The 25,878-nt window shown below is 56.1% G+C and carries 20 protein-coding genes; 11 read left to right on the plus strand and 9 right to left on the minus strand.

Annotated features, from left to right (window positions below; translation table 11 throughout):
- The first annotated feature begins 117 nt into the window (after window positions 1-117).
- The 4 genes from HEQ60_RS06705 (at window position 118) to HEQ60_RS06720 (ending at window position 9,937) form a co-directional block, all read left to right on the plus strand.
- Window positions 118-5,106, plus strand: a complete 4,989-nt coding sequence (locus HEQ60_RS06705; RefSeq protein ID WP_168070821.1) for a M10 family metallopeptidase C-terminal domain-containing protein — start codon at window positions 118-120, stop codon at window positions 5,104-5,106.
- Between the two features lie 156 nt (window positions 5,107-5,262).
- Complete coding sequence (locus HEQ60_RS06710; protein WP_168070823.1) at window positions 5,263-7,008, plus strand: M10 family metallopeptidase C-terminal domain-containing protein; 1,746 nt, start codon at window positions 5,263-5,265, stop codon at window positions 7,006-7,008.
- Between the two features lie 586 nt (window positions 7,009-7,594).
- The gene (locus HEQ60_RS06715; protein ID WP_168070825.1) at window positions 7,595-9,490 is read left to right on the plus strand and encodes a calcium-binding protein; all 1,896 of its coding nucleotides are present in this window, start codon (window positions 7,595-7,597) and stop codon (window positions 9,488-9,490) included.
- 195 nt (window positions 9,491-9,685) lie between these two features.
- Window positions 9,686-9,937 carry a hypothetical protein gene (locus HEQ60_RS06720; protein WP_168070827.1) on the plus strand — a complete coding sequence of 84 codons (252 nt, stop codon included), beginning with the start codon at window positions 9,686-9,688 and terminating at the stop codon, window positions 9,935-9,937.
- Window positions 9,938-9,969: 32 nt separating this feature from the next.
- Here the strand turns inward: HEQ60_RS06720 and HEQ60_RS06725 are convergent, their stop codons facing one another.
- From HEQ60_RS06725 to dapD, 3 genes are read right to left on the minus strand one after another with little or no spacing between them, the layout of a single operon-like run.
- Window positions 9,970-10,548 carry a hypothetical protein gene (locus tag HEQ60_RS06725; protein ID WP_168070829.1) on the minus strand — a complete coding sequence of 193 codons (579 nt, stop codon included), beginning with the start codon at window positions 10,546-10,548 and terminating at the stop codon, window positions 9,970-9,972.
- Window positions 10,545-11,765 carry a succinyl-diaminopimelate desuccinylase gene (gene dapE / locus HEQ60_RS06730; RefSeq protein WP_322099306.1) on the minus strand — a complete coding sequence of 407 codons (1,221 nt, stop codon included), beginning with the start codon at window positions 11,763-11,765 and terminating at the stop codon, window positions 10,545-10,547. Before dapE ends, HEQ60_RS06725 begins: the two co-directional genes overlap by 4 nt.
- Entirely contained in the window at window positions 11,758-12,612 is an 855-nt protein-coding gene (gene dapD, locus HEQ60_RS06735; RefSeq protein WP_168070831.1) for a 2,3,4,5-tetrahydropyridine-2,6-dicarboxylate N-succinyltransferase, read from the minus strand. The genes dapE and dapD overlap by 8 nt, the downstream gene beginning before the upstream one ends.
- A 189-nt stretch (window positions 12,613-12,801) precedes the next feature.
- Here dapD and HEQ60_RS06740 point away from each other — a divergent pair, with 189 nt between their 5' ends.
- Window positions 12,802-14,574, plus strand: a complete 1,773-nt coding sequence (locus HEQ60_RS06740; protein WP_168070833.1) for a diguanylate cyclase — start codon at window positions 12,802-12,804, stop codon at window positions 14,572-14,574.
- 177 nt (window positions 14,575-14,751) lie between these two features.
- Entirely contained in the window at window positions 14,752-15,831 is a 1,080-nt protein-coding gene (locus HEQ60_RS06745) for a hypothetical protein (protein WP_168070835.1), read from the plus strand.
- A 9-nt stretch (window positions 15,832-15,840) separates the two neighbouring features.
- Here HEQ60_RS06745 and HEQ60_RS06750 read toward each other — a convergent pair whose 3' ends face one another.
- The 6 genes from HEQ60_RS06750 to rpmH form a co-directional block, all read right to left on the minus strand.
- Complete coding sequence (locus HEQ60_RS06750) at window positions 15,841-16,560, minus strand: pyrimidine 5'-nucleotidase (protein WP_168070837.1); 720 nt, start codon at window positions 16,558-16,560, stop codon at window positions 15,841-15,843.
- Between the two features lie 73 nt (window positions 16,561-16,633).
- Complete coding sequence (gene yihA / locus HEQ60_RS06755; RefSeq protein ID WP_168070839.1) at window positions 16,634-17,281, minus strand: ribosome biogenesis GTP-binding protein YihA/YsxC; 648 nt, start codon at window positions 17,279-17,281, stop codon at window positions 16,634-16,636.
- Between the two features lie 33 nt (window positions 17,282-17,314).
- Window positions 17,315-19,021 carry a membrane protein insertase YidC gene (gene yidC, locus HEQ60_RS06760; protein WP_168070841.1) on the minus strand — a complete coding sequence of 569 codons (1,707 nt, stop codon included), beginning with the start codon at window positions 19,019-19,021 and terminating at the stop codon, window positions 17,315-17,317.
- A gap of 36 nt (window positions 19,022-19,057) precedes the next feature.
- Entirely contained in the window at window positions 19,058-19,318 is a 261-nt protein-coding gene (yidD, locus tag HEQ60_RS06765) for a membrane protein insertion efficiency factor YidD (protein WP_082811870.1), read from the minus strand.
- On the minus strand, window positions 19,318-19,902 hold the full coding sequence (rnpA, locus tag HEQ60_RS06770) for a ribonuclease P protein component (RefSeq protein WP_168070843.1): 585 nt from the start codon (window positions 19,900-19,902) through the stop codon (window positions 19,318-19,320). Before rnpA ends, yidD begins: the two co-directional genes overlap by 1 nt.
- 19 nt (window positions 19,903-19,921) lie before the next feature.
- The gene (gene rpmH, locus HEQ60_RS06775) at window positions 19,922-20,056 is read right to left on the minus strand and encodes a 50S ribosomal protein L34 (protein WP_066134323.1); all 135 of its coding nucleotides are present in this window, start codon (window positions 20,054-20,056) and stop codon (window positions 19,922-19,924) included.
- Window positions 20,057-20,757: 701 nt separating this feature from the next.
- On the opposite strand from rpmH, the gene ccoN reads away from it, so the two are divergent.
- The 5 genes from ccoN (at window position 20,758) to ccoG (ending at window position 25,841) form a co-directional block, all read left to right on the plus strand.
- Complete coding sequence (ccoN, locus tag HEQ60_RS06780) at window positions 20,758-22,242, plus strand: cytochrome-c oxidase, cbb3-type subunit I (RefSeq protein WP_168070845.1); 1,485 nt, start codon at window positions 20,758-20,760, stop codon at window positions 22,240-22,242.
- 17 nt (window positions 22,243-22,259) lie between these two features.
- Complete coding sequence (gene ccoO, locus HEQ60_RS06785) at window positions 22,260-23,006, plus strand: cytochrome-c oxidase, cbb3-type subunit II (RefSeq protein WP_168070847.1); 747 nt, start codon at window positions 22,260-22,262, stop codon at window positions 23,004-23,006.
- Window positions 23,007-23,015: 9 nt separating this feature from the next.
- Window positions 23,016-23,201 carry a cbb3-type cytochrome oxidase subunit 3 gene (locus HEQ60_RS06790; RefSeq protein ID WP_168070849.1) on the plus strand — a complete coding sequence of 62 codons (186 nt, stop codon included), beginning with the start codon at window positions 23,016-23,018 and terminating at the stop codon, window positions 23,199-23,201.
- Window positions 23,185-24,072 carry a cytochrome-c oxidase, cbb3-type subunit III gene (gene ccoP / locus HEQ60_RS06795; RefSeq protein ID WP_168070851.1) on the plus strand — a complete coding sequence of 296 codons (888 nt, stop codon included), beginning with the start codon at window positions 23,185-23,187 and terminating at the stop codon, window positions 24,070-24,072. Before HEQ60_RS06790 ends, ccoP begins: the two co-directional genes overlap by 17 nt.
- Window positions 24,073-24,365: 293 nt before the next feature.
- Window positions 24,366-25,841 carry a cytochrome c oxidase accessory protein CcoG gene (ccoG, locus tag HEQ60_RS06800; protein ID WP_168070853.1) on the plus strand — a complete coding sequence of 492 codons (1,476 nt, stop codon included), beginning with the start codon at window positions 24,366-24,368 and terminating at the stop codon, window positions 25,839-25,841.
- Window positions 25,842-25,878: the final 37 nt, after the last annotated feature.

Consider the following 25,878-nt stretch of genomic DNA (forward strand, 5'->3'; position numbering starts at 1 on the left):
TTCTATCTTCTGGTTGTAATATCAGGAGGAAATTGCATGTTGACTTATTTTAAAGAGAGGAGCCTGATTATAATCCCTTTATGATTGTGCCGGCGATGGCCAAGGAGGAATCAGGTTATGGGTATCGGATCTACCAGATATAACAGTGCGTTTACCGCGCCTTCCAGCGGGAGGCATGAAATTGATTCCCTGCTTGGGGGGAGGTTCTGGTCCTCCGATGGTGTTCCGGGAAAAGCTCTGAAGCTGACGTACAGTTTTGTATCTCCAGAGTACGAGAGTGTAACCACAGACTGGCAGGAAGGCACGGCGCTTGATCCTTCCTTCATTACAAATGGCCTGAAGTCATCGATTGCCGGGGCATTCAGGCATCTTGCAGACTTTACCAGTCTCTCGTTCACGGAACAAAAGGGAGGTGGGGAACCCGGAAGAATTCTGATCGGTGCCAGCAAGACACTGTCTGGAACCAGTCTTCTGGGGGTGGCGGCACATGCATCCTATCCTGCGGCGGATGATTTCGCCGGATCCGTCTGGTTTGATGCCTGGTACAGTTATCCACAAATGGATGCTCCCGTCGGGAGCGAGCTGCGTTCCATTGCCATGCACGAGATTGGGCATGCCCTGGGGCTGAAGCACCCACATGATGATGACAACGCCCACGGTTTTCCCGTGACGCTCGAGTATGATTCCTCTGCCTATTCATTAATGTCGTACAAGTCCAAGATTGGCGCTGAGGGTTCCGGCGGCTTCAAGTCCACGCCGCTGACCTACATGCTCAATGACATGGCCGCGTTGCAGTACCTGTACGGGAAGAACATGACAACGCGTACCGGCGACAACCGGTATGACTTTGCCGGCAAGGCCTATGTTTATGAAACCATCTGGGATGCGGGTGGCAATGATACGGTCAGCTGGAGCGGACGGGACACGTCTGCCAACATTGATTTGACACCCGGCACACTGTCGTTCTTTGGGGGCGTTGATACCAAATCCGATCCGGCAGCTTGGGACAAGGGCAGCGGAATTCTGGGTATTGCCTACGACACCCATATCGAGAATGCAGAGGGTGGAAACGGTCACGATATCTTGCGCGGCAACGATGGGAACAACCGTTTGCAGGGTGGACCAGGTAATGACCTCCTTGAAGGAAGAGGCGGGCGCAACACCCTGGATGGCGGCGATGGCATCGATACGGTCAGCTACGCTTTCCTGGACCGCCCTGTCTCCATAACCTTGAACGGGGCCATCAGTTCTGTTGTCAAGGTTGATGGCCAGGACAAGGACACCCTGCGCAATATCGAGAATGTGCAAGGAGGTGCCGGCGCAGACCACCTGACGGGCGATAGCGGTGGCAACGTCCTGGAAGGTGGTGACGGGGCAGACCGTATCAACGGCGGTGCCGGCCGCGACCGTCTTTACGGGGATGGCGGAGCAGACCATCTGACAGGCGGTGCCGGTGCCGATGTGTTTGCCTGGCGCAATGTTTCTGATTCCGGGCCGGGCATTATAGGGCGGGATACCGTCCATGACTTTAATTCTGCCGAGAACGACCGCCTGGATTTCTCGGAGCTGGATGCCAACGCCGTTCTGGAGGGACATCAGGCCCTGATATTCAGCGATCAAACCCCGCGCGCCTTTTCGTTGTGGTACAAACCCGATGCATCCGGGTTGACAGTTTTTGCCGATACGTCCGGGGACACGAAAGAGGATTTCTCCGTGCGCCTGAAGGACGTGAAATCACTGTCCGCCGAGAATCTGATTCTGGACACAGCAGGGGTTGTTTCCCTGGTGGATGCCAATGGCGTATTGGTGACCAGTGCGCTGGGTGGAGCGGTCCAGGTCTCCCTGGAAGGGGGGCAAACAGGGTATGGTGCGGTGCCTGTTCCGGTTCGGGTGAATGGTGTTGAGGTTGGCCGTGTTCAGGGAGCCAAGGATATTGTTGGCAGTTCCCATGATGATCACCTGACCGGGGATGCCCGTGATAACCGGTTTACGGGTTATGGTGGTCACGATGTACTTGATGGAAAAGAGGGGCAGGATACAGCTGTTTTCAGCGATGCGACCGGCCCTGTTTCTGTCACGCTGGATCGCGCGCGCCCTGTGACCGTAACTATCAATGGGGTTGCCGCTGCGACCATCAGCAATATCGAGAATGTTATGGGGGGGTTTGCTGCAGATACTCTTGTTGGCGACAGCGCGGACAATGTTCTTAGCGGTGCAATGGGGAATGATACGCTTTCTGGTGCCGGGGGGAATGACCGCCTGCACGGTGACATGGGAGCCGACCGTCTTACGGGTGGTCTTGGGGCAGACGTATTTTTGTATCGCAGTGCCTATGAATCGGGTCCTCGACCTCAAGGCCGCGATACCATAACGGACTTCAGCAGTGTCCATGGCGATCGCATTGATCTTTCCGGATTGGTCGTCTTTGACGCATCGGGTGCGTATCGTCCGCTGACGTTCGGTGGTACAGAAGCCGGGGCAGGTGGTGTCTGGTACGTGAAAGATAGCTTGGGCGTTGTAGTCTATGCGGATGTCAGTGGTGATGCGGCAGCTGATTTCTCGGTACGCCTTGATAATGTCCATTCCCTGTTGGCAAAAGACTTTATCCTTGATTCTGTTGTCCCGCTTGGTGAAGGCATAGAAGATGCAGTCTACAGTATGAGTTTTGCCACTGACCCGGTGAACCTGACACTTGGCACAGGCAACCCGTCTCCCGTTCTGGTTGGAGGTGTTCGTGTTTCCGAGATCACGGGCTATAATGGGTTGGCTGGTGGATATGCTGACGATTATCTGACGGGCAACGATGCTGACAACAAGTTCCGTTCCAGCGGTGGTCGGGATGTCATTGACGGTCGTGGTGGTCGTGACAGCATGGACTATAGCACAGAGCAGGGGCCTGTTGTTGTCACCTTGGCTGATGGTGCTGAAGACGCCGTGGTTCGTGTTAATGGCCTTGAAAAAGATACGCTGAGGCACATCGAAGCCGTTGCCGGTGGTACTGGTCATGACTGGATAACAGGGAATGCCAGTGACAATGTCCTGCTGGGCAATGAGGGTGATGATGTCCTGAGCGGTGGTGCGGGCCATGATGCCCTGTATGGTGACAAGGGCAATGATGTTCTGGATGGCGGGGCCGGGAATGACTTTCTGGGGGGAGGGGAAGGAACAGACTCTGTTAATTATGCTGGTTATACGCTCCCCCTTGAGATTGTCTTGCGCGGTGATTCATGGGGGTACGCATCAATCGGTAAGGTCGAAAAAGATTATCTGCACTCTATTGAAGTCGTAACGGCTGGCAGTGGTGATGACACGTTGGCTGTCGAGTTGCAGTACGCCACACTGTCTGGCGGTCCCGGTGCGGATACGTTTGTTTACAGTGGACGCTTTGGTTCCAATGATCCTTCTGTGATTTCTGGTACCCCAAGTGCCGAGCAGATTATACAGGATTTCAAGGCAGCTGAAGGTGACCGGATTGATCTGGCCCATCTGGACAAGGGGCTGTTTGTTTATGACTTCAGCGCGAAAGGGCCTGCGAAGAATGCCGTCTGGTCAAAGCAGGATGGCAAGGATCAGGTGCTGCGTGTTGATACAACGGGCGATGCTGTTTCTGACTTTACGATCAGGCTGAAGAATTGTTCAGCGGTGTCCGCTTCGGACTTTGTGCTTTCGCAACGACCTGACATGGGGCCAGATGCCGTCCTTGATACCGTCAGGAACAGTGGTGAGTATGCCTACTTTGACCTTTTCAATTCCGAGGTTCATTTTGGTGGGCAGAAGTATCCCTTTACGCCGTCCAGTACTCTTACCGGCGGTACGTGGCAGAACTACTTCCTGGCTCCACTGCCCTCTGCAACGGCATTGAATATTGATGGAGGAGACGGGACAGACACCGTCAGCCTTGCCTTGGCATCGGGTCCTGTTTCTCTGCCCCTGAATGGATCAAACTGGTCCAGGGTATCTTATGCCGGTGTGTCTGCCGCCACTCAGATCCGCAACATAGAAAATGTCGTTGCCGGTCATTACGGGGATACCCTGACCGGTGATCGCAACAACAATACGTTCACTCCCGGCTTTGGTGCGGACACCATTGACGGGGGACTTGGTTCAGACACCGTGGACTATCGCTCCAGCCCAGGCCCGATCATAGTGACCTTGGCCGGAAGTCAATGGGCCACGGTGTCTGTGGGGGGTGGTCAGCCATCAGATCGGATCCGTAACATTGAGAATATCAGTGGCAGTGGATCGGCCGATGTCATGGTCGGTGATGCCTTGGATAATACCTTTGTCGGCTATGGAGGAAAAGATGAGATCGACGGTGGTGCCGGGCAGGATACTGTTGATTACAGCTACAGCACCAAAGGTGTGGAGGTAACCTTGGCTGGGTCGGCTTGGGCCAATGTGTCTGTTGGTGGTCAAGTTGAAGACCGTATTCGTAATATCGAGAATGTGACCGGTTCAAGCATGAATGACCGCATTTTCGGTGATGAGGGTAACAATGTCCTGCGTGGAGGGGCCGGGAACGATTGGTTCAAGGCAGGCCTTGGCCATGATACCCTGGACGGAGGTCTTGGCGTTGACATTGCCGATTATACGGATCGCTCGGAATCCATTGTTGTTACCTTGGACGGGGTGAACCCGGCCCGCGTGTTCCTCAATGGAGTGGCGCAGGATACCCTGATCAATATCGAGTGCATGTGGGGTGGGTCCGGCAACGATCGCCTGGTTGGTGATTACAACGACAATAGCCTGTATGGGGGGAGAGGCGCTGACATTCTGGGCGGTGGAGGCGGCGCTGACACCTTCTTATACTTCCTGATTTCTGATTCGGGTGTTGATGAAGCCTCGCGCGATACCATCATGGATTTCAGCAGCAAGGATGGAGACCATATCAAGCTGGCTTCTGTTGATGCCAACAAAGCTCTTCCCGGTGATCAGCATTTTGTCTTCCATGGCCAGAATGCCGGGGCCAACGGTGTATGGTATCAGCCGGATGGGAGTGGCAATACGCTGCTGTTTGCTGATGACAATGGTGATGCCCAAGCAGACTTCTCCATTTTTCTGCTGGGTGTCAGCAGCCTGTCGCAGGCAGACCTGATTCTGAGCTGATCCTGTTTTTGTTTCCTTATTTGGTCATCCCCCCGTTATTCGAATGGGGGGATGTGTCTGTTCCGGGACTTGGGAGTCATGGAATCAAGAGTAGACCAAGGGGTGTCTTTATGATTGTTCTATAACCATCAGAATAACTATTGGGGGTATTGTGTGATGAGAATATCCGAGAAGGACGCACATTCCTACACAACAAGGGAATATGCCGGCGGTGCGGCGCAGGTTGCGGATACCGGATCTGACCCCGCAGTGCAGGAGAACGCGCCTGTGTGTGCCGAGCAAATATTCTATTATTCGATTGTACCGTTCCATCTTGCAGACAGAACCTTGGATTCTCTTTGGGGTGATCTGATTCCCAGTATTGCCCTGTCTCAAGGGCTGGAAGTTTTTTACGGTACGAATGGCCATGATCACCCTGCCGAGAAGAATGGGGCTGGTGTTCTGTTTCGTGGCAGTGAGGGAATGGATATTTTCGATGGTGGGCCAGGGTACGATATTCTGGATTATTCTGCCCAAGATCTTTCCATCCGCGTTGCGCTGCCTGACTCCTTGTATACTGTTGTGCATGCGGGTGGTCTGCCCAAGGACCTTGTGCGTGGTATAGAGGGCGTAATTGGTGGAACTGGTCCTGACTACATCATCGGTAATGCGCAAGACAATGTGCTGCTGGGTGGTCCCGGAGATGATGCCCTGTATGGGTTGGCAGGGCATGATCTGATAATCGGCGGAATTGGACATGACCTGATTGATGGCGGTGAGGGATATGATGCCGTCAGCTATGAGATGCGTATCGTTCCGGTTTCTGTCGCCCTGAACGGTCATAAAGACTCTTCCGTTATAGTTGATGGTCACCCCGAGGATGTTGTGCGCAATATCGAGGCGGTTATCGGGAGTGGTGGGAATGATATCCTTGTTGGTGACCAGCACGACAATTTCTTTAACGGTCTTGGCGGTGCGGATCGTCTGACAGGTGGTGCCGGAGCCGATATTTTTGCTTATGAGCGTGCCGAGCGTACGGAAGATGTCATTACCGACTTCAGCACTGCAGAAGGTGACCAGTTGGATTTGAGTGAATTTGATGCCAATAGTACGGTAGACGGGAACCAGCCGTTTCTATTCTCCGGCCAGCAGGCAAAGGCTCATTCCCTGTGGTACAAGCCCTTGGAGAAAGGAGCGGGGATTCGGTTGTTTGCTGATACAGATGGTCAGGAGGAGACTGCAGAGTTTTCATTGGTCCTGCAGGGTGTTGACACGATAGCAGTAGATGATTTTCTTTTCGGGACATTTGGTCCCCGCATCACGTCCAAGGGACTGGATCGCCTCTCTGTTTCCGGTACACAGTCTACATTTATTGATCTTCCGGGGTTATCGTATAGCCTCCAGGCTGCTTATCCGGGGCGTTTCCCGGATGGAGGGGACCATGATTACGACGTCATGGCTCATATGATCGGCAATATTGCGCCGACGGTTACGCATGTCAGTACGGGTTCCGGCGATGACATGCTGATTGGCGATCCCCGCGACAACATTTTCTCGTCGGGTGCGGGCAATGATCAGTTGGTCGGTGGTTTGGGGGTTGATTACCTGAGTGGTGGTAGTGGTGCAGACACGTTTACCTATAACAGCATAGCCGAAGGAGGAGACGTCATCACGGATTTCAGTTCAGAGCAGGGCGACAGGATTGATCTTGCAATGATCAGCGTGGATATACGCCATCCCGATGGTCAGCGCGGTCTTGATTTCTCAGGACATCAAGCAGCGGCATACTCTGTTTGGTATGCAAGCGATGGGGCTGACGGTTCTGTCGTAATGGCTGACGTCGATGGTGATATGCAGTCTGAATTCTTTCTTCGTCTTCAGGGGGTTCAGAGTCTGTCGGCAGACGATTTCTTTCTGATATAGTGATTCATCTCTGTCAGGTCCTGTTTCTTTATATGCAAAGCCTGATGGATAATCCCATGCTGTTCAATAATTTCGTGAAATAATATCTATGCGCCATGTATCAGAGACAATAACTAGTTGGAAAATATATTTAATAAATTATTTATTGATATCATAGCTTCTATTTTTGGTCATTAATCTGCCCCTTCTTTCTTTATGTGGGGGCAGATTTTTTTTGTTTGTCACAAGGTGAAGGGTTCCCGTGTGGGTATCTGGCTCTTGTGATAAGGTCGGCCTTTTTTCGGATGATGATTGTCGTGGAGGCAAAGGGGGAAATATGGGGACCTTGCATGTATTTAATGGGCATCTTCATAGTGTGGACACGTCTGATCTGTATGCATGCAAGCTATCGGGGGGGCACGGCTTTCGTACCATATTCCGGAGTGGCCCTATAACCGTTTCATATCTCACCCCTTCCGCGCGAGCTTTGTCTTCTCCTGTGGTTGGACATGATCATTCCGGGATAGATCTTGTTTTCAGTGGATCAACCCCTGCCCCCCATTCGGTTTGGTCTGCACGTTCCGGTACTGATTCCGGGTTACGTCTTATGATTGATCTTGATGGCAATGCTTCTGTCCCTGAACTTCAGATTCTCGTTAACGGGTCCGCGATTCCAGACAAATCAGAGAAGCCTGTTCCAGCCAAGGATGCTTCTGCTTCTACAGACAGCCAGTTACCGTTACCACAGACGGGGCCAGGGCGGCCTTCACGTACAGTTCTTGATGATTTCCTGGAATCATTTGTTCCTGATCCTACCCCTCTGGTGAACTATTACTACGGGACAGAGGAGCCTGACCTGTTCCACGGCGGTCCGGGAGAGCACACCATTAATGGTGGTCCCGGAAGTGATACCGTTAGTTATCTGCGTCATGATGCTCCGGTGATTGTCTTTCTGGCCGGTACGACCCCGGCCCCGGTACTGGTAGGTGGGAAGCCGGACGGCCTGCTGTCTGATATCGAGAATATTCATGGTTCATCACATGATGACATCTTGGGTGGGGATGCAGCGGACAATGTTTTCCACGGTGGTCCAGGTTATGACACGATTGACGGCGGTCTGGGCCTGGACATGGCCAGTTATGTTGATGCCTGCCTGCCTGTTTCTGTAACCTTGAATGGGATGATGGATACCAGCGTGTTTGTTGGCAACCGTCTGGAAGATACCCTGCGTAACATTGAGGGTATTCATGGCGGCTCTGCGGATGATGCCCTGACAGGGGATTCGCGGGCCAATGTCTTCTACGGGCATGATGGCGACGATCTGCTGCAGGGTATGAGGGGAAGCGACCGCTTGCAGGGCGGGCCCGGGCGGGACACCCTGGATGGGGGAGAAGGGATCGATCTGGCTGACTATTCCGACAAAGTGGATCCTGTTGTCATTCGCCTTGCCGGTTCTGCCAGATCAGTTGCTCTTGTCGGTTCGCAAGAGGAGGATAGCCTGTTCAGTATCGAGGACTTGCTGGGTGGGTCTGGCGATGATCACTTGTCCGGTGATGAGGCATCCAACCTTCTGGATGGGGGCCCGGGGATCAACAGCCTGACGGGTGGTGCTGGTACCGATGCGTTTATTTTTCGTTTTGCCGGTCTTGGGCACCGCATTACAGATTTCAGTCGCGCAGAGGGCGATGTGCTGGATTTCTCGGGCCTGGATGCAGATACAGGAATGCCGGGCAAGCAGGTTTTTCATTTCTCCGGATCGCGTGCAGCCCCGCATTCCCTGTGGTTTGATCCTGTCTCCGGTAGTTCGGGTGGATACGTGTATGCTGATCTGGACGGGAATGCAGATCAGCCCGAGTTTTCCGTCTTTCTGGAAGGTGTGGGGCATGTATTCCGGGAGGATTTCTCGCGGAGTACCTTTGTCTTGTCACCAATCCGTCATGGTGTGCGGGAGCTGTCGTTTGACGGAACGGCCGATGATGTTGTCACCGTTGACCTTGGGATTCGTGGGTACTGGGGGGGTAATCTGAAGGCTGGTTTGATTTATGGTTCTGTCGATCCTGCCATTGTGCATGTGACCACAGGAGCCGGTGATGACCACCTGATCGGTAATACACAGGTGAATATACTGTCTGCGGGGCCTGGTGATGATCATCTGAACGGTGGTGCAGGGGAAGACGTGCTGATCGGGGGAGAGGGGAAAGATATATTTGTGTACAATTCGATCGATGACAGCGGGGATGTGATTGTTGATTTCAGCCGTGAGCAGGGTGACTGCCTGGATCTGACCGCTGTTGATGCCGATGTCCACCAGACCGGTCACCAGGCATTCATCCTTTCAGGGTGTGAGCCACGTGCGCATGCTGTCTGGTATGAACCTGTGGCCGACGGTAAGGGTGTTCATGCCCTTGCTGACGTTGACGGCGATGCCAGACCGGATTTCTTTGTAACCCTTTATGGTATAACCAGCTTGGTTCTTCAGGATTTTATTTTCCAGGGGATATAGAAACCGTGCGAGGGGCATGCCTTGTCCTGTCAGGCTTCCCCCTGATTGTTCTTCGTGTTATATTATAATAACTTACGGTTTCCATTCAATCCGTTGGGGGGGCGAAGGAGCCGGGGACCATGTGGTAACAGCTTTCTGTGCTGATTGTGTCGGAAAGCGAATGGCCAGTTTGAAGAGTGAAAAGGATATTGTGTTATGGCAATAGACCCTAATGGTGATCTTTTGGCGTTTTTCTACCCTGCTGTTCCATATCAGGGAGGCGTTCTGTTCTTTCCGCCTTCTCCTTTCTCCGGACCAGATTCAGGGGCTGATCATGGTGCGCAGGCGATACCCCCTGCTCCCGTAGAGGATACGCCGCCGGATTATTACGGAAGCATTGATGTCAATCCTTGGTTTGCGATCTACTCTCTTGGTATGTCCCTGCCCATTCTGGGGGATATCCTGTAGCGCACGGGCTTTTTTGTTGGTGGTGGATACATTCAATAGCCAAGAGCGGTCGGAATCCCGTTGTTGACCATAAGGGAAACCAGAAGTTCCAGGATAACCAGTCCAACGGCGGTTGTTGTATCCACACCCAGCATCCGACGTGCGACAAGCCCATGATACCCCATAAAAGCGACAGCAGCCATCAGCACAGGCAGTGCCAGTGCCTGCATGGGCGTTTCCCCCACTGTGCTCAGCAAGACAATGGGGAGAAGGACGGCTGCTAATGGCAGGTGGAGCCAGTTGAAACCGATAATGTAGCGTTGCCACCGGTCATGGCACCCCAGAATGCGGGTTACGGGATCCATGATGACCGGAAAGACAAGCCATCCCAGCGCATACAACAGGGCTTGGAACGCAAGCCAGAAGACAGGCTCACTGTTGGTTGCCGCAGGGTCCTGCGTCTGACCTGCCAGCATTTGTATCAGGTAGACCGGAAAGACCATGGCCCCCAGCCGCAGCGATGCCCAGAAGCCCCGCGGGCTGTCGTCAACATAATCGGGGCAGCGTGGATCCATGCGTAAGATGGAGCGAACCAGGAGCATACCCCGGTAGAGATCGGTTTCCTGCTTCACGGTGTACCTGCTGCCTGACAACGGATCTGGAAAAAGCGCGACAACACCCGATGATAGATTTGGGTCAGTGTTTCCAGATCATCGATCCGGCAATGTTCATCAACCTTGTGCATGGAGCGTCCAACCAGACCGAACTCCGCCACGGGGCACAGATGGCGGATAAACCGGGCATCCGATGTTCCCCCGGATGTGGAGAGTTCAGGTATATGGCCGGTCAGGGTCGATACGGCCTCCATCAACAGGGCAGACAGTTCACCCTGTGGTGTCAGGAACGGTTCGCCACTGCATACTGTTTCCAGAGAATAGCGTGTCGGATCCGGGCAGACCCTTGCCAGCCGGGACCGGATCTCCGCTTCTAAGGAGTGGGCTGTATAGCAGGTGTTGAAACGAACATTGAAAACAACCCGTACCTGCCCTGGAATCACGTTGTCTGCCGTATTGCCGGTATCAATGGAGGTCAGCTCCAGGTTCGAGGGTTGGAAGTCTGCCGTTCCTTCATCCAGGGGTGTTGCCGTCAGGGCTTGGAGCAGCGCAAGCATCCGGGGCAGAGGGTTGTCGGCCCGGTGCGGATAGGCCACGTGCCCCTGTGTTCCATACACGGTCAGTGTACCGGACAGGCTGCCCCGCCGCCCGATTTTGATCATGTCTCCCAAGGTATCAGGGTTCGTGGGTTCCCCGACCAAGCACATGTCCGGCGCTGTGTCATGCCGTGAGACCCAGTCCAGAAGTTTCCGGGTGCCATTGATCGCCGGGCCTTCTTCGTCTCCGGTGATCAGAAGACTGATGGAACCAGCAGGATGTCCTTGTCCCAGCAAGCGAGCCACTGCTGCAACAAAGGCGGCAATGGCTCCCTTCATGTCGGCGGCGCCGCGCCCGTACAGGACGCCGTCCACCACCTCCCCTCCGAAGGGGGCATGGCTCCAGCCCGATGATGGCGGGGCTGGCACAACATCGGTATGTCCGGCAAAGCAGAAATGAGGTCCACGGGTGCCCAGGCGGGCATACAGGTTGGCAACATCCGGTGTACCCGGCTCAGAGAATACCAGGCGTGTGCATGTGAAGCCGATGCGTTCCAGAACCTGCTGCAGGGTGTGCAGGGCCCCCGCGTCGTTCGGTGTTACCGAAGGGCAGCGCAACAGGGCCTGCGCCAGGGGCAGGGGATCGCGCAGGTCCTGTATGCTGTTGATTATCTGTGGCGCAAGATCAGGGTCAGTCACGGAGCAGCTCGTTGATAGAAACCTTGGACCGGGTTTGGGCGTCCACGCGCTTGACGATCACGGCACAGGCAAGCCCGGGTCCGGGTGTTCCGTCCGGCAGGGGTTTGCCCGGCAGGGTTCCGGGTACAACCACGGAGCCGGCCGGAACGCGGCCCATGAAAATCTCCCCGGTTCCACGATCTATAATCTTGGTGGACGCCCCGATGAAGACCCCCATCGACAGCACAGCACCCTCTTCGACAATGACACCCTCGGCAACTTCAGAGCGTGCCCCTATAAAGCAGTTGTCCTCGATGATCACGGGTCCGGCTTGCAGGGGCTCCAGAACACCGCCAATACCGGCCCCGCCCGAGATATGGACATTCTTTCCAATCTGCGCGCATGAACCGACCGTTGCCCAGGTGTCGATCATGGAACCGCTGTCAACCCGTGCCCCGACATTGACAAAGCTGGGCATCAGGACAACCCCGGGGGCGATATAGGCAGAGTGACGGACCACACACCCCGGCACCGCCCGGAAGCCGGCTTGTGTGAAGGCGTCCTCGTCCCAGGTGCTGAATTTGGATGGAACCTTGTCCCACCACGATGCCCCGCCGGGTGCACCGGAAATGGCAACCATGGGGTCCAGACGGAATGACAGCAGGACAGCCTTTTTCAGCCACGCATTGACAACCCATTGGCCATCGCGCTTTTCAGCCACGCGCAGGGTCCCGTTATCCAGCCCGCTCAGGGCGGTGCAGATAGCCTCGCGGGTGGCGCCTGTTGTGGCTGGTGACAAGGTGTCACGCATGTCCCAGGCAGAATCAATGACAGATTGCAGGGATGTCTGAAGTGTGGCGGTGCTCATCGGGGCCGGATCCTTGAAACAATAGTCGGGCTTGTCAGGTCCGGGGAGCATACCCGTCGTGGCTCTGTCGTCAACCGCCTGTACGGATGGCCACATACCGGGGGGGGCTTTGTTGACCTGCCCCTGTGACAGGAACACCATCGTCGGGCAGCGTATATCAGCCCGACCAGGGCCAGTCCGGGGACTGTTGTGGACGACAGGGAGCACAGGGATGCATCGGGTAATCCCCGCGGATTGTCCGGTTCCGGGTCCGCGGGAGGAGGGGGGCTGTCTGTCCGTCTGGCGGCTCTCTGGCCGGGGCCTGTTCTGATTTATGGCCCAGACCGTAGATTGATCTCGGCTTCTTCTGCGGAATGCCCGTTGACCAGTAGCGCTGATACAGAACCTGATATTCTCGCCCTGGTTTCGATCGTTCAGGCTCATGGTACGTCGTGCTTCGGATCAGTCCAGATTGATACCCCGAGTGGTTTCCATGCCTATGACTTGGCAGCATTGCCGGGAGATGGGGCAACGGTTCTGGTGCTTGCCCGTGCTGTTACCCTGAACCAGGGTTTGCGCGTTGCCCTGGCGACCGGTCGTCAGCGTTACAAGGACCTGGTGGAAATTTCGTCGGATTTTGCCTGGGAAACGGGCGTTGACGGGCGCCTTGTCTTTGTCAGTCCCCGCGGGGCGTTGGGGTACCCTGCTGCATCCTTGATTGGCCGGTCCATGGCTGATTTCGTGCTGGACCCAGAGGCCGACTTCCCCTTTGTAACCCGCAGCAGTGTCGCCAATGTCGTGATCTGGATGCGTCGTGCAGATGGCGGGCGCGCCTGTGTGAATGTATCTGCCCGTCCGGTCTTTGACGATGATGGACAATGGGGCGGGGCGCGGGGCATTTGCCGCGATATCACCTGCGAGCAGGAGCGCGATGAACAACAGGAGCGGGCCCGCCAGCGGGAACAGATTTTCAACCATATCGTCAGCACGTTCCGTGACGAGGTGATACCGGCCAATGTCCTGCATGTTGCGGCTGAAACGATGGCCCGGGGCATGGGGGCGGTTTCCTGCCATATTTTCCGCCGGGCCCCGTTGTCGCTCTTGCCATCGGCCGGGGGAGATGCAGAGACCGATCCGGTCAGGATCTTGCGTGAGGCCATGATCCCCGGGGCCTCTTTTGGTGTGGCGGACGAGAGCCTGGCCCGCATGATGCTGGAACGCGTTGGTACGGGGTCTCTTGTCTGTCAGGATCAGATCGACGGCTATGATGTCCTGGCTTCGGTGTGTCGTTATCACAAAAGGATCAACGGGGCTGTTGTCCTGTTCCGCGACCAGTCCCATGATTCATGGCGCGAAGACGATCGTGTCCTGCTGGCGGATCTGGCGGACCAGATTGGTGTTGCCAACGAACAGATTGATGCCCACGAAAATATTCTGCGCCTGTCACGAACAGACAGCCTGACAGGGTTGTTCAACCGTCGTGCCTTTATGGAAGAGATGGAGCGGCGGCATAACCGGCTGGCGCGTGACAATTTGTCTGCGGCTCTTTTGTTTGCCGATCTTGATAACTTCAAGAAGGTGAATGACGTGTATGGTCATGCCGCTGGTGATGCTGCCTTGTTGACCGTACGTGACATGCTGGTTGGCAGTACACGTCCAACCGACCTTGTGGCCCGGCTGGGAGGGGACGAATTTGCCATTTGGCTGGAAGGTGCAACCCAAAAAGTGGCTGTCGACAAGGCGCACCTGTTGATGGAGATGTCTGCACGCGAACTGGTTCCCCTGTCTGGTAGTCCCGATTTCCCGTTGGGCCTGTCTATTGGTATCGCGGTTCACCTTCCCGGTGGCGTGGAGACCCTGGCCGACCTGATGGTCCGTGCTGATCATGCCATGTACAAGGTCAAGCATGCCGGAAAAGGGGGATATGCCGTGGCAGACCAGACACTTTCCGCCGGTCCCGGCATGCGCCGTCCTCGCGGTTAGGGCATGATAGTATCCCTTCGTATCGGCTTGTTTATGATCTCTCCAGACAACGGAATCGCATGTGCATTGACGCCCCGGTGCTTGTGATGGCAGACCGATAGGACGCACGTGTTCCGCCGGCCATGGCCGGATGTGGGGAGCGCCACAGGTCTATCCCCGCGAACAGGAGACTGACGATTGGTACGTGTCCTTTTCCTTACGGCCTTTTCTGCCTTGCTTCTGGGAGCGGTGGCAGCTGTCGGTTTGCTGGAGATCATTCGCCGTCCCGGTGGTCTTCCGCATCAGAAAGATATGCCCCTTGACCAGATGGTTGCCCAGGTCAGCAAGGAAGCCGCTGCCGTGGCCGAGATGTTCTGGTACGACTTTACCTTCTATCTGTCCAAGCGGGCCTTGAAAGACCTGACATCCCTGCGTGACAGGGTCTGGTCCGGAATAACCGGCGTTCTGGATGAAAGTAGCCTGTTGCCTGCGGATGAACAGATTGTTGTTGTTGGGGCTGTGCCAATGAATCAGGGGGATACATCGTCGGCGGTGGTGGTTCCCCGCAGCAGTGTGTCCGGACAGGGGGAAGGGCTCCTGACCGGCGTTTTGGCCCCAGCCAGCCAGTATGCGGTATCGGAATGGACCATCGGTCCCGGAGAAGCCGGGTATCTGGAACGCGTTTTGGTCAATGGACAGCCCGCTGATCCCGGGGGAACCGTTGCGCCTGATGCAACCCTGTTCCTGTCCGGATGGGCCGGCGATCCGGCGATTGGTATCCGTTATAGCCATGTTCTGCTGACCGTGTGTGGAAAGGTTGTGGCGACCACCGGGGTCGGCGAACCAACCCCTTCGGTTGCCCGGTTTGTCCACGCCAATCTGGGAAGTGCCGGATGGGTGGCCCGACTGCCGGCAGCGGCCTTGCCACGCTGCCCTGATGCAGCGCTGGGCGCTCTGGCCCTGCGTGGGGGGGCTGTGGTGCATCGGCTTCAGGGTGACTTTCCGATGATCATCCAGCCCGGCGGGAATCCATCGTCTGCCGGGCCCTTTGCGCCTGTTCTCCGCCCCGGGTCCATCAAGGCACCGCGCCTGGAAACCATCCGCATCCGCGATCGGGTTGGCCTTCGCAGTTGTCCGGATACCACCTGCCCGGTGCTGGAGAATATTGCGAAGGGTCCTCACCGGGCGACATTGCTGGAACACGTAAATGGCTGGCGTCTTATCCTGTCTCCTCAGGGGAACGGATGGATTCCCAAGGACGAGATCGAGATTCCCTGACAAGCAGGGTCAGTTATTCCGCTTCAGGCTGTGCAGCGCTGCATCCAGCCATGTAGTTAGATGATCTGTCATATGATGGCAGTACGCTGACAGTGCCTGTTCCGGGAACAGGGCCAGCGGAGGCAGTCCGGGACCACAGTGTACCAGAACGGTTGTCATGCCCATGGCCGCCGCTGTTTCAAGATTTTGCGGGCTGTCCTCAAAGAAAGCCGTTGTCTTTGGATCAAGCCCGAATGTAGCTGTCATCCGGTGATAGGTTTCCGGGTTGGGCTTGGGGCAGTACTCTGCGGCATGAATATCGAAAACCCCCTCAAAGACTTGCTCCAGATCCAGGGCTTTCAGAACGGCCCGCGCATGTTTTCCGGATCCGTTTGTAAAGATCAGCCGTCTGCCCGGCAGCTGTAGAAGTGCTTTTCTCAGTGCCGGATCAGGTGCCAAGGCCGAATGATCAATGTCATGCACATAATCGAGGAAGGTGTGCGGATCGACGCCATGTTCAACCATCAAGCCGCGCATGGTTGTTCCGTATGTGTGGTAGTACTGTTTCTGCATAATGCGGGCGGCATCTTCATCCAGATTCAGATGCCGGGCCACAAAATGACGGATACGGGCTTCTACTTGGGGGAACAAACTGCTGGTGCCCGGGTAGAGGGTGTTGTCCAAGTCGAACAGCCAGGTCGTTACATGATCAACCGGATGCTGCAAAAGCTTCTCAGCATGCTGATGCATTGGCCCGTGGCCCCCTTTTTGTTAACGACTGTGCAGATTGTGACGGGAAGACAGAGGACCGGTGACCTTGCTGTCAGTTATCGGCAATGGCGGCAATTTCGGCCCGGACATGGTCAAGTCCTTCCGAGCGTGTCGAGCTGGTACGCAGGATCAGCGGGTGGGATGCCCCATGTTTTGCCAGCTCCTGTTGCGTCTTCGCCATCACAGATTCCAGCGCATCGCCACGCAGCTTGTCGGTTTTGGTCAGAACAATCTGGTAGTTGACCGCGGCTGTATCCAGCATGGACATGATCTCCCGATCGCTGTCTTTCAGACCGTGACGGCTGTCCACCAGAAGAAACACGCGGCGCAGGTTCGGTCGACCACGCAGGTAGGACTTCACCAAGCGGGTCCACTTTTTCACCTGGTCCTGCGGAGCCCGTGCATACCCGTAGCCGGGCAGATCTGCCAGTAACAGACGGTCATCGAGGGAGAAAAAGTTGACCTCCTGGGTCCGGCCCGGTGTGTCGGACGTGCGGGCTAAGGCGCGGGTTCCGGTCAGCGCGTTGATCAGGCTTGATTTCCCTACATTCGACCGGCCGGCCATGCAGACTTCGGGCAAGGTGGCTTCCGGCAGCTTGTCCAGAGATACCACCCCCAGCATGAAGCGGCATGGCCTGGAGAAGAGAAGGCGTCCCTTCTCCAGGTCTGCGTCGTCAAAAGGCTTGTCGGCATCACGCAAGAGCTTGCCCCCCGCTTTGGTGTCGAGCCACGATCATGTCCGGCCTGCATGGGCGGGGGCCTCGTCATGGCGGCGCATGATCGACCATTGCTGGGCAATGGACAGGATATTGTTCCAGGCCCAGTAAATCACCAGACCAGCAGGGAACCCGGCCAGCATGAAGGTGAAAAGAACCGGCAGGAACATCATGACCTTGGCCTGGACCGGATCGGCCGGCGCAGGATTCAGCTTCTGCTGGAACCACATGGTGATCCCCATGATGATGGGCAGGATTCCCAGGTGCAGGAATGACGGCGCGTTCCACGGGATCAGGCCAAACAGGGTGAACAGGTTGGTCGGGTCCGGCGCAGATAGATCTGTAATGAAGCCATAGAAGGGAGCGTGACGCATTTCCAGCGCAACAAACAGCACCTTGTACAGGGCAAAAAAGATCGGAATCTGGATCAGGATCGGCAGGCACCCAGCCAGCGGATTGACTTTCTCGTCCCGGTACAGGGCCATCATTTCCTGCTGCATCCGCACACGGTCATTCTGGAACCGCTCCTGCAGTTCCTTGACCTTGGGCTGCAGTATTTTCATCCGGTTCATGGCTTTGTAGGACTTGTTGGCCAACGGATACAGCACAAGCCGCAGGGCAACCGTAAAGGCAAGAATAGCCAGCCCGAAGTTGCCAAGGAACCCGTAAAGGAACTGGATGGCGATGAAAAACGGCTTGGTCAGGAAGTAAAACCAGCCAAAATCAATGGCAAGATCAAACCGGTCGATGCCTTTTTCACGGGCATAGCGATCCAGAAGATCCACCTTCTTGGCCCCGGCAAAGAAGTCGGTCACCGTTGTGATTGTTTCCCCGGGGGCTACTGTACGGGCTGCACCCAGGAAATCACTCTGATAACGGTCATGCCCATCGCCGGTATAGACAAAACGGGCCTTGTTCACATCGCCTTTGGGCAGGTCAATGGCTGTCAGCCAGTATTTGTCGGTAATTCCGATCCAGCCGCCGGTTGACTGATAGTCAACATGACGCTCATCGCGGAGATCTTGATACGTGATCTCCTTCAGCGTTCCGTCCAGCACGCCCAATGGGCCTTCGTGCAGGATGTAAAATCCTTCAGTGCGGGGTGTATAGCCACGAGAAACCAGCCCGTAGGGATAAAGTGTCAAGGCATCCGGGCCTGTATTCTCGACACTGTCGGTAATCGTGAACAGAAAATCAGGATCCACGCTGACAACACGCCGGAAGACCAGCCCCTGATCATTCTTCCACACCAAAGCTACCGGTGTGTTCTCTGTCAGGGTTCCCCCCTCGCTCTGCCAGTGGGCATCGGGGCCGGGTACCTTGATCGCCGGGTTGGCAGATACCCAACCAAACTCGGCATAATGCGGACGCTCCGATCCCTTGGGATTGAGCAGGACAATATTTGCGGAGTGTGGATCCACCTGTTCCCGGTACGCCTTCAGGGTCAGGTCATCAATACGCCCGCCATGCAGGGACAAGGAACCGGACAGGGATGGTGTATCAATGCGTACACGCTGACCTTCCGCCAGCACTGTATTCCGGTCGCGTGGGCCTGTTGGTGCTGCAATGCCCGGATCAGCCGCCACAGGGCCGGGTGTGGTATCGATGGTCGCATCCGACCGGACCGGAACAGGGGCCGGCAGCGTAGGGGCAAAGTACTCAAAGCCGGCAAGAATTGCCACCATCAGCACCATGGCCAGAATGAAGTTCTTTTGTTCAGGCATCTGTACGTAGTCCGGGTGTTGTGCCAGTCGGAAAATTCAGTGGCGGTGAAGATGGCCGCACTTGGGCGGTGTGTCCAGAGTCTCTGGTACGGGGTCGTATCCGCTTCCCCCCAGCGGGTGGCAGCGCAGGATGCGTTTCAGGGCCATCCAGCTGCCCCGTATGGCACCGAACCGTGCTATGGCTTCGTACGCATACGCAGAGCAGGTTGGCAGGTAGCGGCATGTCGGGGGCAGAAACGGGGAGATGCCAAGCCGATAGGCCCGTATCAGTCCCCTCAGGATGCAGGCAACACTCATTACGTTGCCGCTTTGTCGGAACTAGAGGCGGGCGCTTTTTCTGTGCGGGTTTGCTTCTTTCGACCGCCCTTGCGCGGGGGCATGGGTGCTGCACTCCCCGGGGCCATCTTGGCTACACGGGCCAAGGTTGTCTTCAAGTCCGCGACCAGAAGATCAAAGTGACGGTCAACCGTCGCTCCTCGCCCTATAATAACGTAGTCTGTCCATGGCTCGACATGTTCAGCCATGATACGATCCACAACAGCGCGAAGACGTCGCCTAGCACGGTTCCGGGCTACAGCGTTTCCAACTTTCTTGGATACGGTGAAGCCTACACGGACCAAGGATGTCTTGCTTGCGCCGAGCTGTGTGTTCGTATGACCGCTTTCCATGCCTTCGGTGGCACTCGCTGCCGGATCCAGGAAAAAGCCCGAAGGGCACGAAGAGTGCCGCACGGCTTCCTCTTTTTCCCTGTCCGACATGGCAGCAGCTTGAACAATCAGGCCAGGCATAGCCCATTTGCGCCGTTCAGCAGCGACTCGCAGGAAATCGCGTCTCCGCTTGAGGCGGTTAACCACCACAGAGGTGTCAGCTGCTGCCCGCACGAGCCAGGCGCCCCGTAGATCAGGCGCTCAGACGCTTGCGGCCCTTGGCGCGACGGGCAGACAGAATCCTGCGTCCGCCAACGGTTGCCATGCGGGTGCGGAAGCCATGACGGCGCTTGCGAACCAGTTTGCTGGGTTGATAAGTGCGCTTCACGGTACAAAAACTCCGGTCAATCAGTGTAATCGCGGGATGTTTTGCCTTTTTACGGCAGCAAACAGCGAACGGCCTGCAGGGGCCGAATGTCAAAACAGAAGCGGCTGTATAGCGGGACACCGGGGTAAAAGTCAATGCCGGTAGCGCAAGGTTCTGTTTTTTGCATAAGGGCAAGCTGTGGCCTGAATTTGTCTCCTTTGCGTGATGGGGACTCCGGCTTGGCCTCTTGACGTTCCAGTTCCTGGAGTCGGGTTCATTTCACGGCGCGGTATGATTATTTGACGTGACGTTATGCGGGTGAGGTGCGGAAGGTTTCCGTGCAGGGTAGTGCAGCCGCAAGCTTGTCCAGTGGGCACAATGCCCATGCCGGCATACAGGATAAAATTGAGATTCCTGATGAATTGATATAGATCAATGGGGAGCCCCGGTGTCCGGGGCATAGTGCGCGCCCGTATTTTGTCCGGTGGAATGTGTACATCTTTTGCAGGCTTCCTGCAGCCTTCCCGTATGTGTCGTGTTTGTGGCGAGATTACGTACCAGGATGGCGGAGTACCGGGTCTGGATAACGGGGAGGTATGGTGTGCGTATGCCTTGGCGGAGAGTATGCCGCGCTTCCGCGTGGTGTTGTCGGGGTTACGGGTTTTCGTCAGATATCTGACGTTTTGCACAGGATATTTGTTTTGGTCGGTACAGGAGGGGTCATGACCCAGGCGACCACGGCGCACAGCGCTCCGGCGGCAGCCACCGCCTATAATATGGATGTTATCCGCAAGTTCGTCGTCGCGGCGATGTTCTGGGGTGTTGTCGGCTTTTGTGCCGGTGATTTTATTGCCTGGCAGCTGGCGTATCCATTACTGAATCTGGATCTGGAGTGGACGACGTTCGGTCGCCTGCGCCCGGTTCATACGTCGGCTGTTATTTTTGCCTTTGGTGGAAATATCCTGATCGGCAGTTCCCTTTACATCGTCCAGAGAACCTGCCGCGCCGGGCTTTGGGGCGGGAACGTCACGGGCAACATCATTTTCTGGGGCTATCAAGCCTTTATTGTGATGGCAGCCCTGTCCTATGTGTTTGGCTATACCCAGAGTCAGGAGTATGCCGAGCCTGAGTGGCCTATTGACCTGTTTCTGACCGTTGTGTGGGTGGTGTATCTGGCGGCCTTCCTCGGAACCGTCATCCGGCGCCAGGAAGAGCACATCTATGTTGCCAACTGGTTCCTGCTGGCTTTCATCGTCGTTGTGGCCATGCTGCATCTCGGGAATGGACTGGCCGTGCCGGTTTCATTCCTTGGTATGAAGTCCTATTCCCTGTACGCCGGTGTGCAATCGGCCATGATCCAGTGGTGGTATGGTCACAACGCGGTTGGTTTCTTCCTGACAGCCGGCTTTTTGGGAATGATGTATTACTTCATGCCCAAGCGTGCCGGGCGCCCGGTCTATTCCTATCGTCTGTCGATTGTGCACTTCTGGGCCCTGATCTTTCTGTACATCTGGGCCGGCCCGCATCACCTCCATTACACATCCCTGCCGGACTGGACCCAGACCCTGGGCATGACCATGTCGGTTATCCTGTGGATGCCTTCGTGGGGGGGGATGATCAACGGCATGATGACCCTGTCCGGTGCGTGGGACAAACTGCGGACCGACCCGGTCATGCGTTTCCTTGTTACGTCGGTGGCGTTTTATGGCATGTCAACCTTTGAAGGACCGATGATGTCCATCAAGGCTGTGAACTCGCTGTCACACTTTACCGACTGGACGGTTGGCCACGTTCATTCCGGGGCATTGGGATGGGTGGCGTTTGTCTCCTTTGGGGCCATGTACTACCTGATCCCTGTCTTGTGGGGGCGCAAGTCGCTTTACAGCATGCGTCTGGTTTCCTACCACTTCTGGATCGCCACGATTGGTATTGTGCTCTACATCTCTGCCATGTGGGTCTCCGGGATCATGCAGGGCCTGATGTGGCGTGCCTACAATGAACTTGGCTTCCTGCAGTACTCCTTTGTCGAGACTGTGGAGGCGATGCATCCCTACTATGTGATCCGTGCAACCGGTGGCCTGTTGTTCGTCATTGGTTCCCTGATCATGGCCTGGAACATGTATCGGACCATCAAGGGTGATATCCGCGAGGAAACCCCTTATGAAATGCCGGAACTGTCTCCGGCGCCAAGCCCTGTGCGGCGTTGAGACAGGGGGAAAGAGAAATGAGTCTTGTCAAGCATCACGGCAAGGTCGAGAAAAACGTCCTTGTTCTTTTGGTCGGCACCTTCCTGACGGTTATCATCGGTGGTCTGGTCGAGGTTGTGCCCCTGTTTTCCGTGGAATCCACCATCGAGAAGGTGCAGGGGGTTCGTCCCTACTCACCGCTGGAACTTGCGGGTCGCAACATCTACATGAGTGAAGGGTGCTATAACTGCCATACGCAGCAGGTACGCCCCTTCCGTGACGAGGTAGAGCGTTACGGCCATTATTCCCTGGCCGCGGAGTCCCAGTATGACCATCCATTCCAGTGGGGGTCCAAGCGTACAGGGCCTGATCTGGCCCGCCTGGGTGGAAAGTATTCAAACGAGTGGCACCTGCGTCACTTGGTCAACCCGCGTGATGTTGTGCCGGAATCGATCATGCCCGGTTATCCGCATCTGGCACGCCAGAGCCTGACGTTTGATGATGCGGCGGCGCACCTGAAGACCCTGCGGATTGTTGGTGTTCCTTATACCGAAGATGACCTTGCCAAGGCAGTGGAGGATTTCCGGGCCCAGGCTGACCCGGATGCCGACCATGAAGGGCTTCTGGCGCGTTATCCCAAGGCTGTGACCGGCGATTTTGACGGGGATCCAACCCGTCTGACCAAAGCCGATGCCCTGATTGCCTATCTTCAGGTTTTGGGCACCATGGTTGATTTTACCCAGTTCGATCCTGCCCGCAAGGCGGACGCGAATATCTACCGCTAGGGGATCTGTATGGAAACGCTGCAGGATATTGCCGTCTTTGCCCGGCAGTTTTGGGGGGTGTGGCTGATGGTTTTCTTTATGGGAATCGTTGCCTATGCCTATTGGCCGCGTAACCGGGACCGGTTTGACAGTAATGCGATGATCCCCCTGCGGGATGATGAGGACAAGGAGTGGACCAATGGCGGGCGCCCCTGAGAAAGACCCGATTTCGGGCCTTTACACAACAGGCCATGAGTGGGATGGAATCGCGGAACTGAATACACCTCTCCCGAGATGGTGGATGTATGTGTTCTACACTACGGTTATCTGGGCGGTTGGGTACTGGATTGTTTATCCCTCGTTTCCGGTCGGGAAGGATTTCCTGCCCGGTATCTGGGAATACAGTTCCCGTCGTGAAGTGGAAGCGGACCTGATTGCGGCCCACGCTGCCCATCAGAAAGAACGTTCGGCAATTGCCGCGGGTTCGGTTGATGAGATTTACGCCAACCCGCCGCTTCGTGCCTATGCTATTGCCGGTGGTGGCGTGTTATTCAAGGATAACTGCGCCGGCTGCCATCAATCCGGTGGGGCTGGTGCTGTCGGGTATCCAACCCTGGCTGATGATGAGTGGATCTGGGGGGGCACCCTGGCGGATATCCAGCAGACCTTGCTGCACGGGATCCGCTATGACCGTGACCCCGAGACCCGGCAGTCGCAGATGCTGGCTTTTGGCGACATCCTGTCAACGGATGAAATCAAGCAGGTTGCTGCGTACGTGAAGGATATGTCCAATGGCAAGGTAGTCGCCGGTCCGGGACAGACAATCTATACCGAGAACTGTGCGGCCTGCCATTCGTCTGATGGTGCCAACCCTGTATCTGATGGGAATCCGGCGATGGGAGCTCCCCCGCTGGGCAACCGTGTCTGGTTGTATGCCGGGCCGGGCAAGGAAATGACCATGGAGCGCCTCCAGGCCCAGATTGCCAAGCCAAAGCATGGTGTTATGCCAGCTTGGTCCGGCCGTCTGAAGGACGAGGATATCAAGATGCTGACCGTGTACGTTCACTCTCTGGGGGGCGGCCAGTAGGTTGTACCTTTTTTCGGGGGAGTTGTTGACCAAGGGGCTGCCTGCATCCGCAGGTGGCCCTTTTACAGCATCCGGGCGGTTGTGTGGCAGGTCAGCCATGGGTCGTTTGTGTAAAACTTTGGTAAATGTCCTTACGGGCCTATGATTTATGCGGGAATGTCAGTTCTTGGGCAGGACAGGCGGCCATACGGGCGATGCGGGTTTCATCCTGCGTTGCGCGTGTGCTGCCGGGCCCGGATTCCCGCCCCGAGTCTGTAACGTGAGTTCATGCCTGAAGGAATCTGGGCAACGCAATGACATTGAATGAGAAAGAGACAGATGCTTCCGGATCCGGACGCACGGAGAAGACAGGGAAACTGGAGAAAGTGTCCCTGTACGCGGAGCATGTAAAGGTCCAGCCCAAGCATATGCCGGGATTATTCCGGAGCATCAAGAACTGGGCCAATGTTGCTTTCATGCTCATTTACTTCCTGACCCCCTGGTTACGGTGGGATCGTGGTCCCAATGCGCCGGATCAGGCTATTCTTCTGGATCTGGAAGGGCGGCGGGCCTATTTGCTGTGGCTGGAAATATGGCCCCAGGAAATCTACTATCTGACCGGTCTTCTGGTTCTTGGGGCCTTGGGGTTGTTCTTTGCGACGGCTTTGTTGGGGCGGGTGTGGTGTGGCTTTGCCTGCATCCAGACCGTGTTCACCGATATCTTTGTCATGGTCGAGCGCTGGCTGGAAGGGGACCGTAACGCCAGGATCAAGCTGGACCGTGGTCCTATGACCGTCGGAAAATTTACCCGCAAGACTATCAAGGTCACAATCTGGGCGCTTATATCGGTCGCAACGGGTTTTGGTTGGGCCGCTTATTTCAACGATGTTCCGACACTGGCAACAACCTTTCTGACCGGTGATGCTGGCTGGGGTGTTTACCTGTCGGTGGGGATTGTGGCGGGCTTCTGTTTCCTGCTGGCTGGCTGGGCGCGGGAGCAGGTGTGCATCTACATGTGCCCGTGGCCCCGCTTCCAGGCATCCATGTTTGACGAAGACAGCCTGATCGTGACCTACGAAAAATGGCGTGGTGAGCCCCGTGGATTTGCCAAGAAGGGGACATCGTTTGAAAATCGCGGGCACTGTGTGGATTGTACCTTGTGCGTTCAGGTCTGCCCAACCGGCATAGACATCCGCAATGGCAGCCAGCTTGCCTGTATTGGCTGCGGTCTCTGTGTTGATGCCTGTAACTCCATGATGGACCGCCTTGACCTGCCGCGCTGGCTGATCACCTACGACAGTACCAATCGCCAGCTGGCCCGTGCTCGTGGTGAGCCAATAAAACACCGTCTGGTTCGCCCGCGCACTATCATCTATGCTGTTTTGATAACGGTGCTGGTTCTGGTCATGATCCTGGGCATATCAACCCGTTCACGTCTGGACGTAACGGTTCTGCATGAACGCAGCCCGTTGTTCGTAACTCTGACGGACGGGAGCATACGCAATGGCTATACGCTCAAGATCCTGAACAAGAGGCCCGAGAAGAACACGTACGCGGTGTCCCTTCGCGGCGTTGAGGGTGGGACCCTGAAGGTTGTTGGCTCCGACATTGAGGCCGGGGAGCTTCAGTTGGAGGTTGAACCCAACAGTGTGGCAACGTTCCGTGTTTATGCCACGGCCCCGCAAAAGGCTCTTGAGGGCAAGGCGACCGATGTTACATTTGCCCTGCGTAATCTTCACACGGGCGAAGCGGCGTCCCGTGGTTCCTTGTTTGCCGGGCCGCAGCGTTGACCGCCCTGTGTATGCCGGCGCGTTTATGATCAGGAGG

Source organism: Haematospirillum sp. H1815 (assembly GCF_012102705.1).
Classification (GTDB): Bacteria; Pseudomonadota; Alphaproteobacteria; order Rhodospirillales; family Rhodospirillaceae; genus Haematospirillum.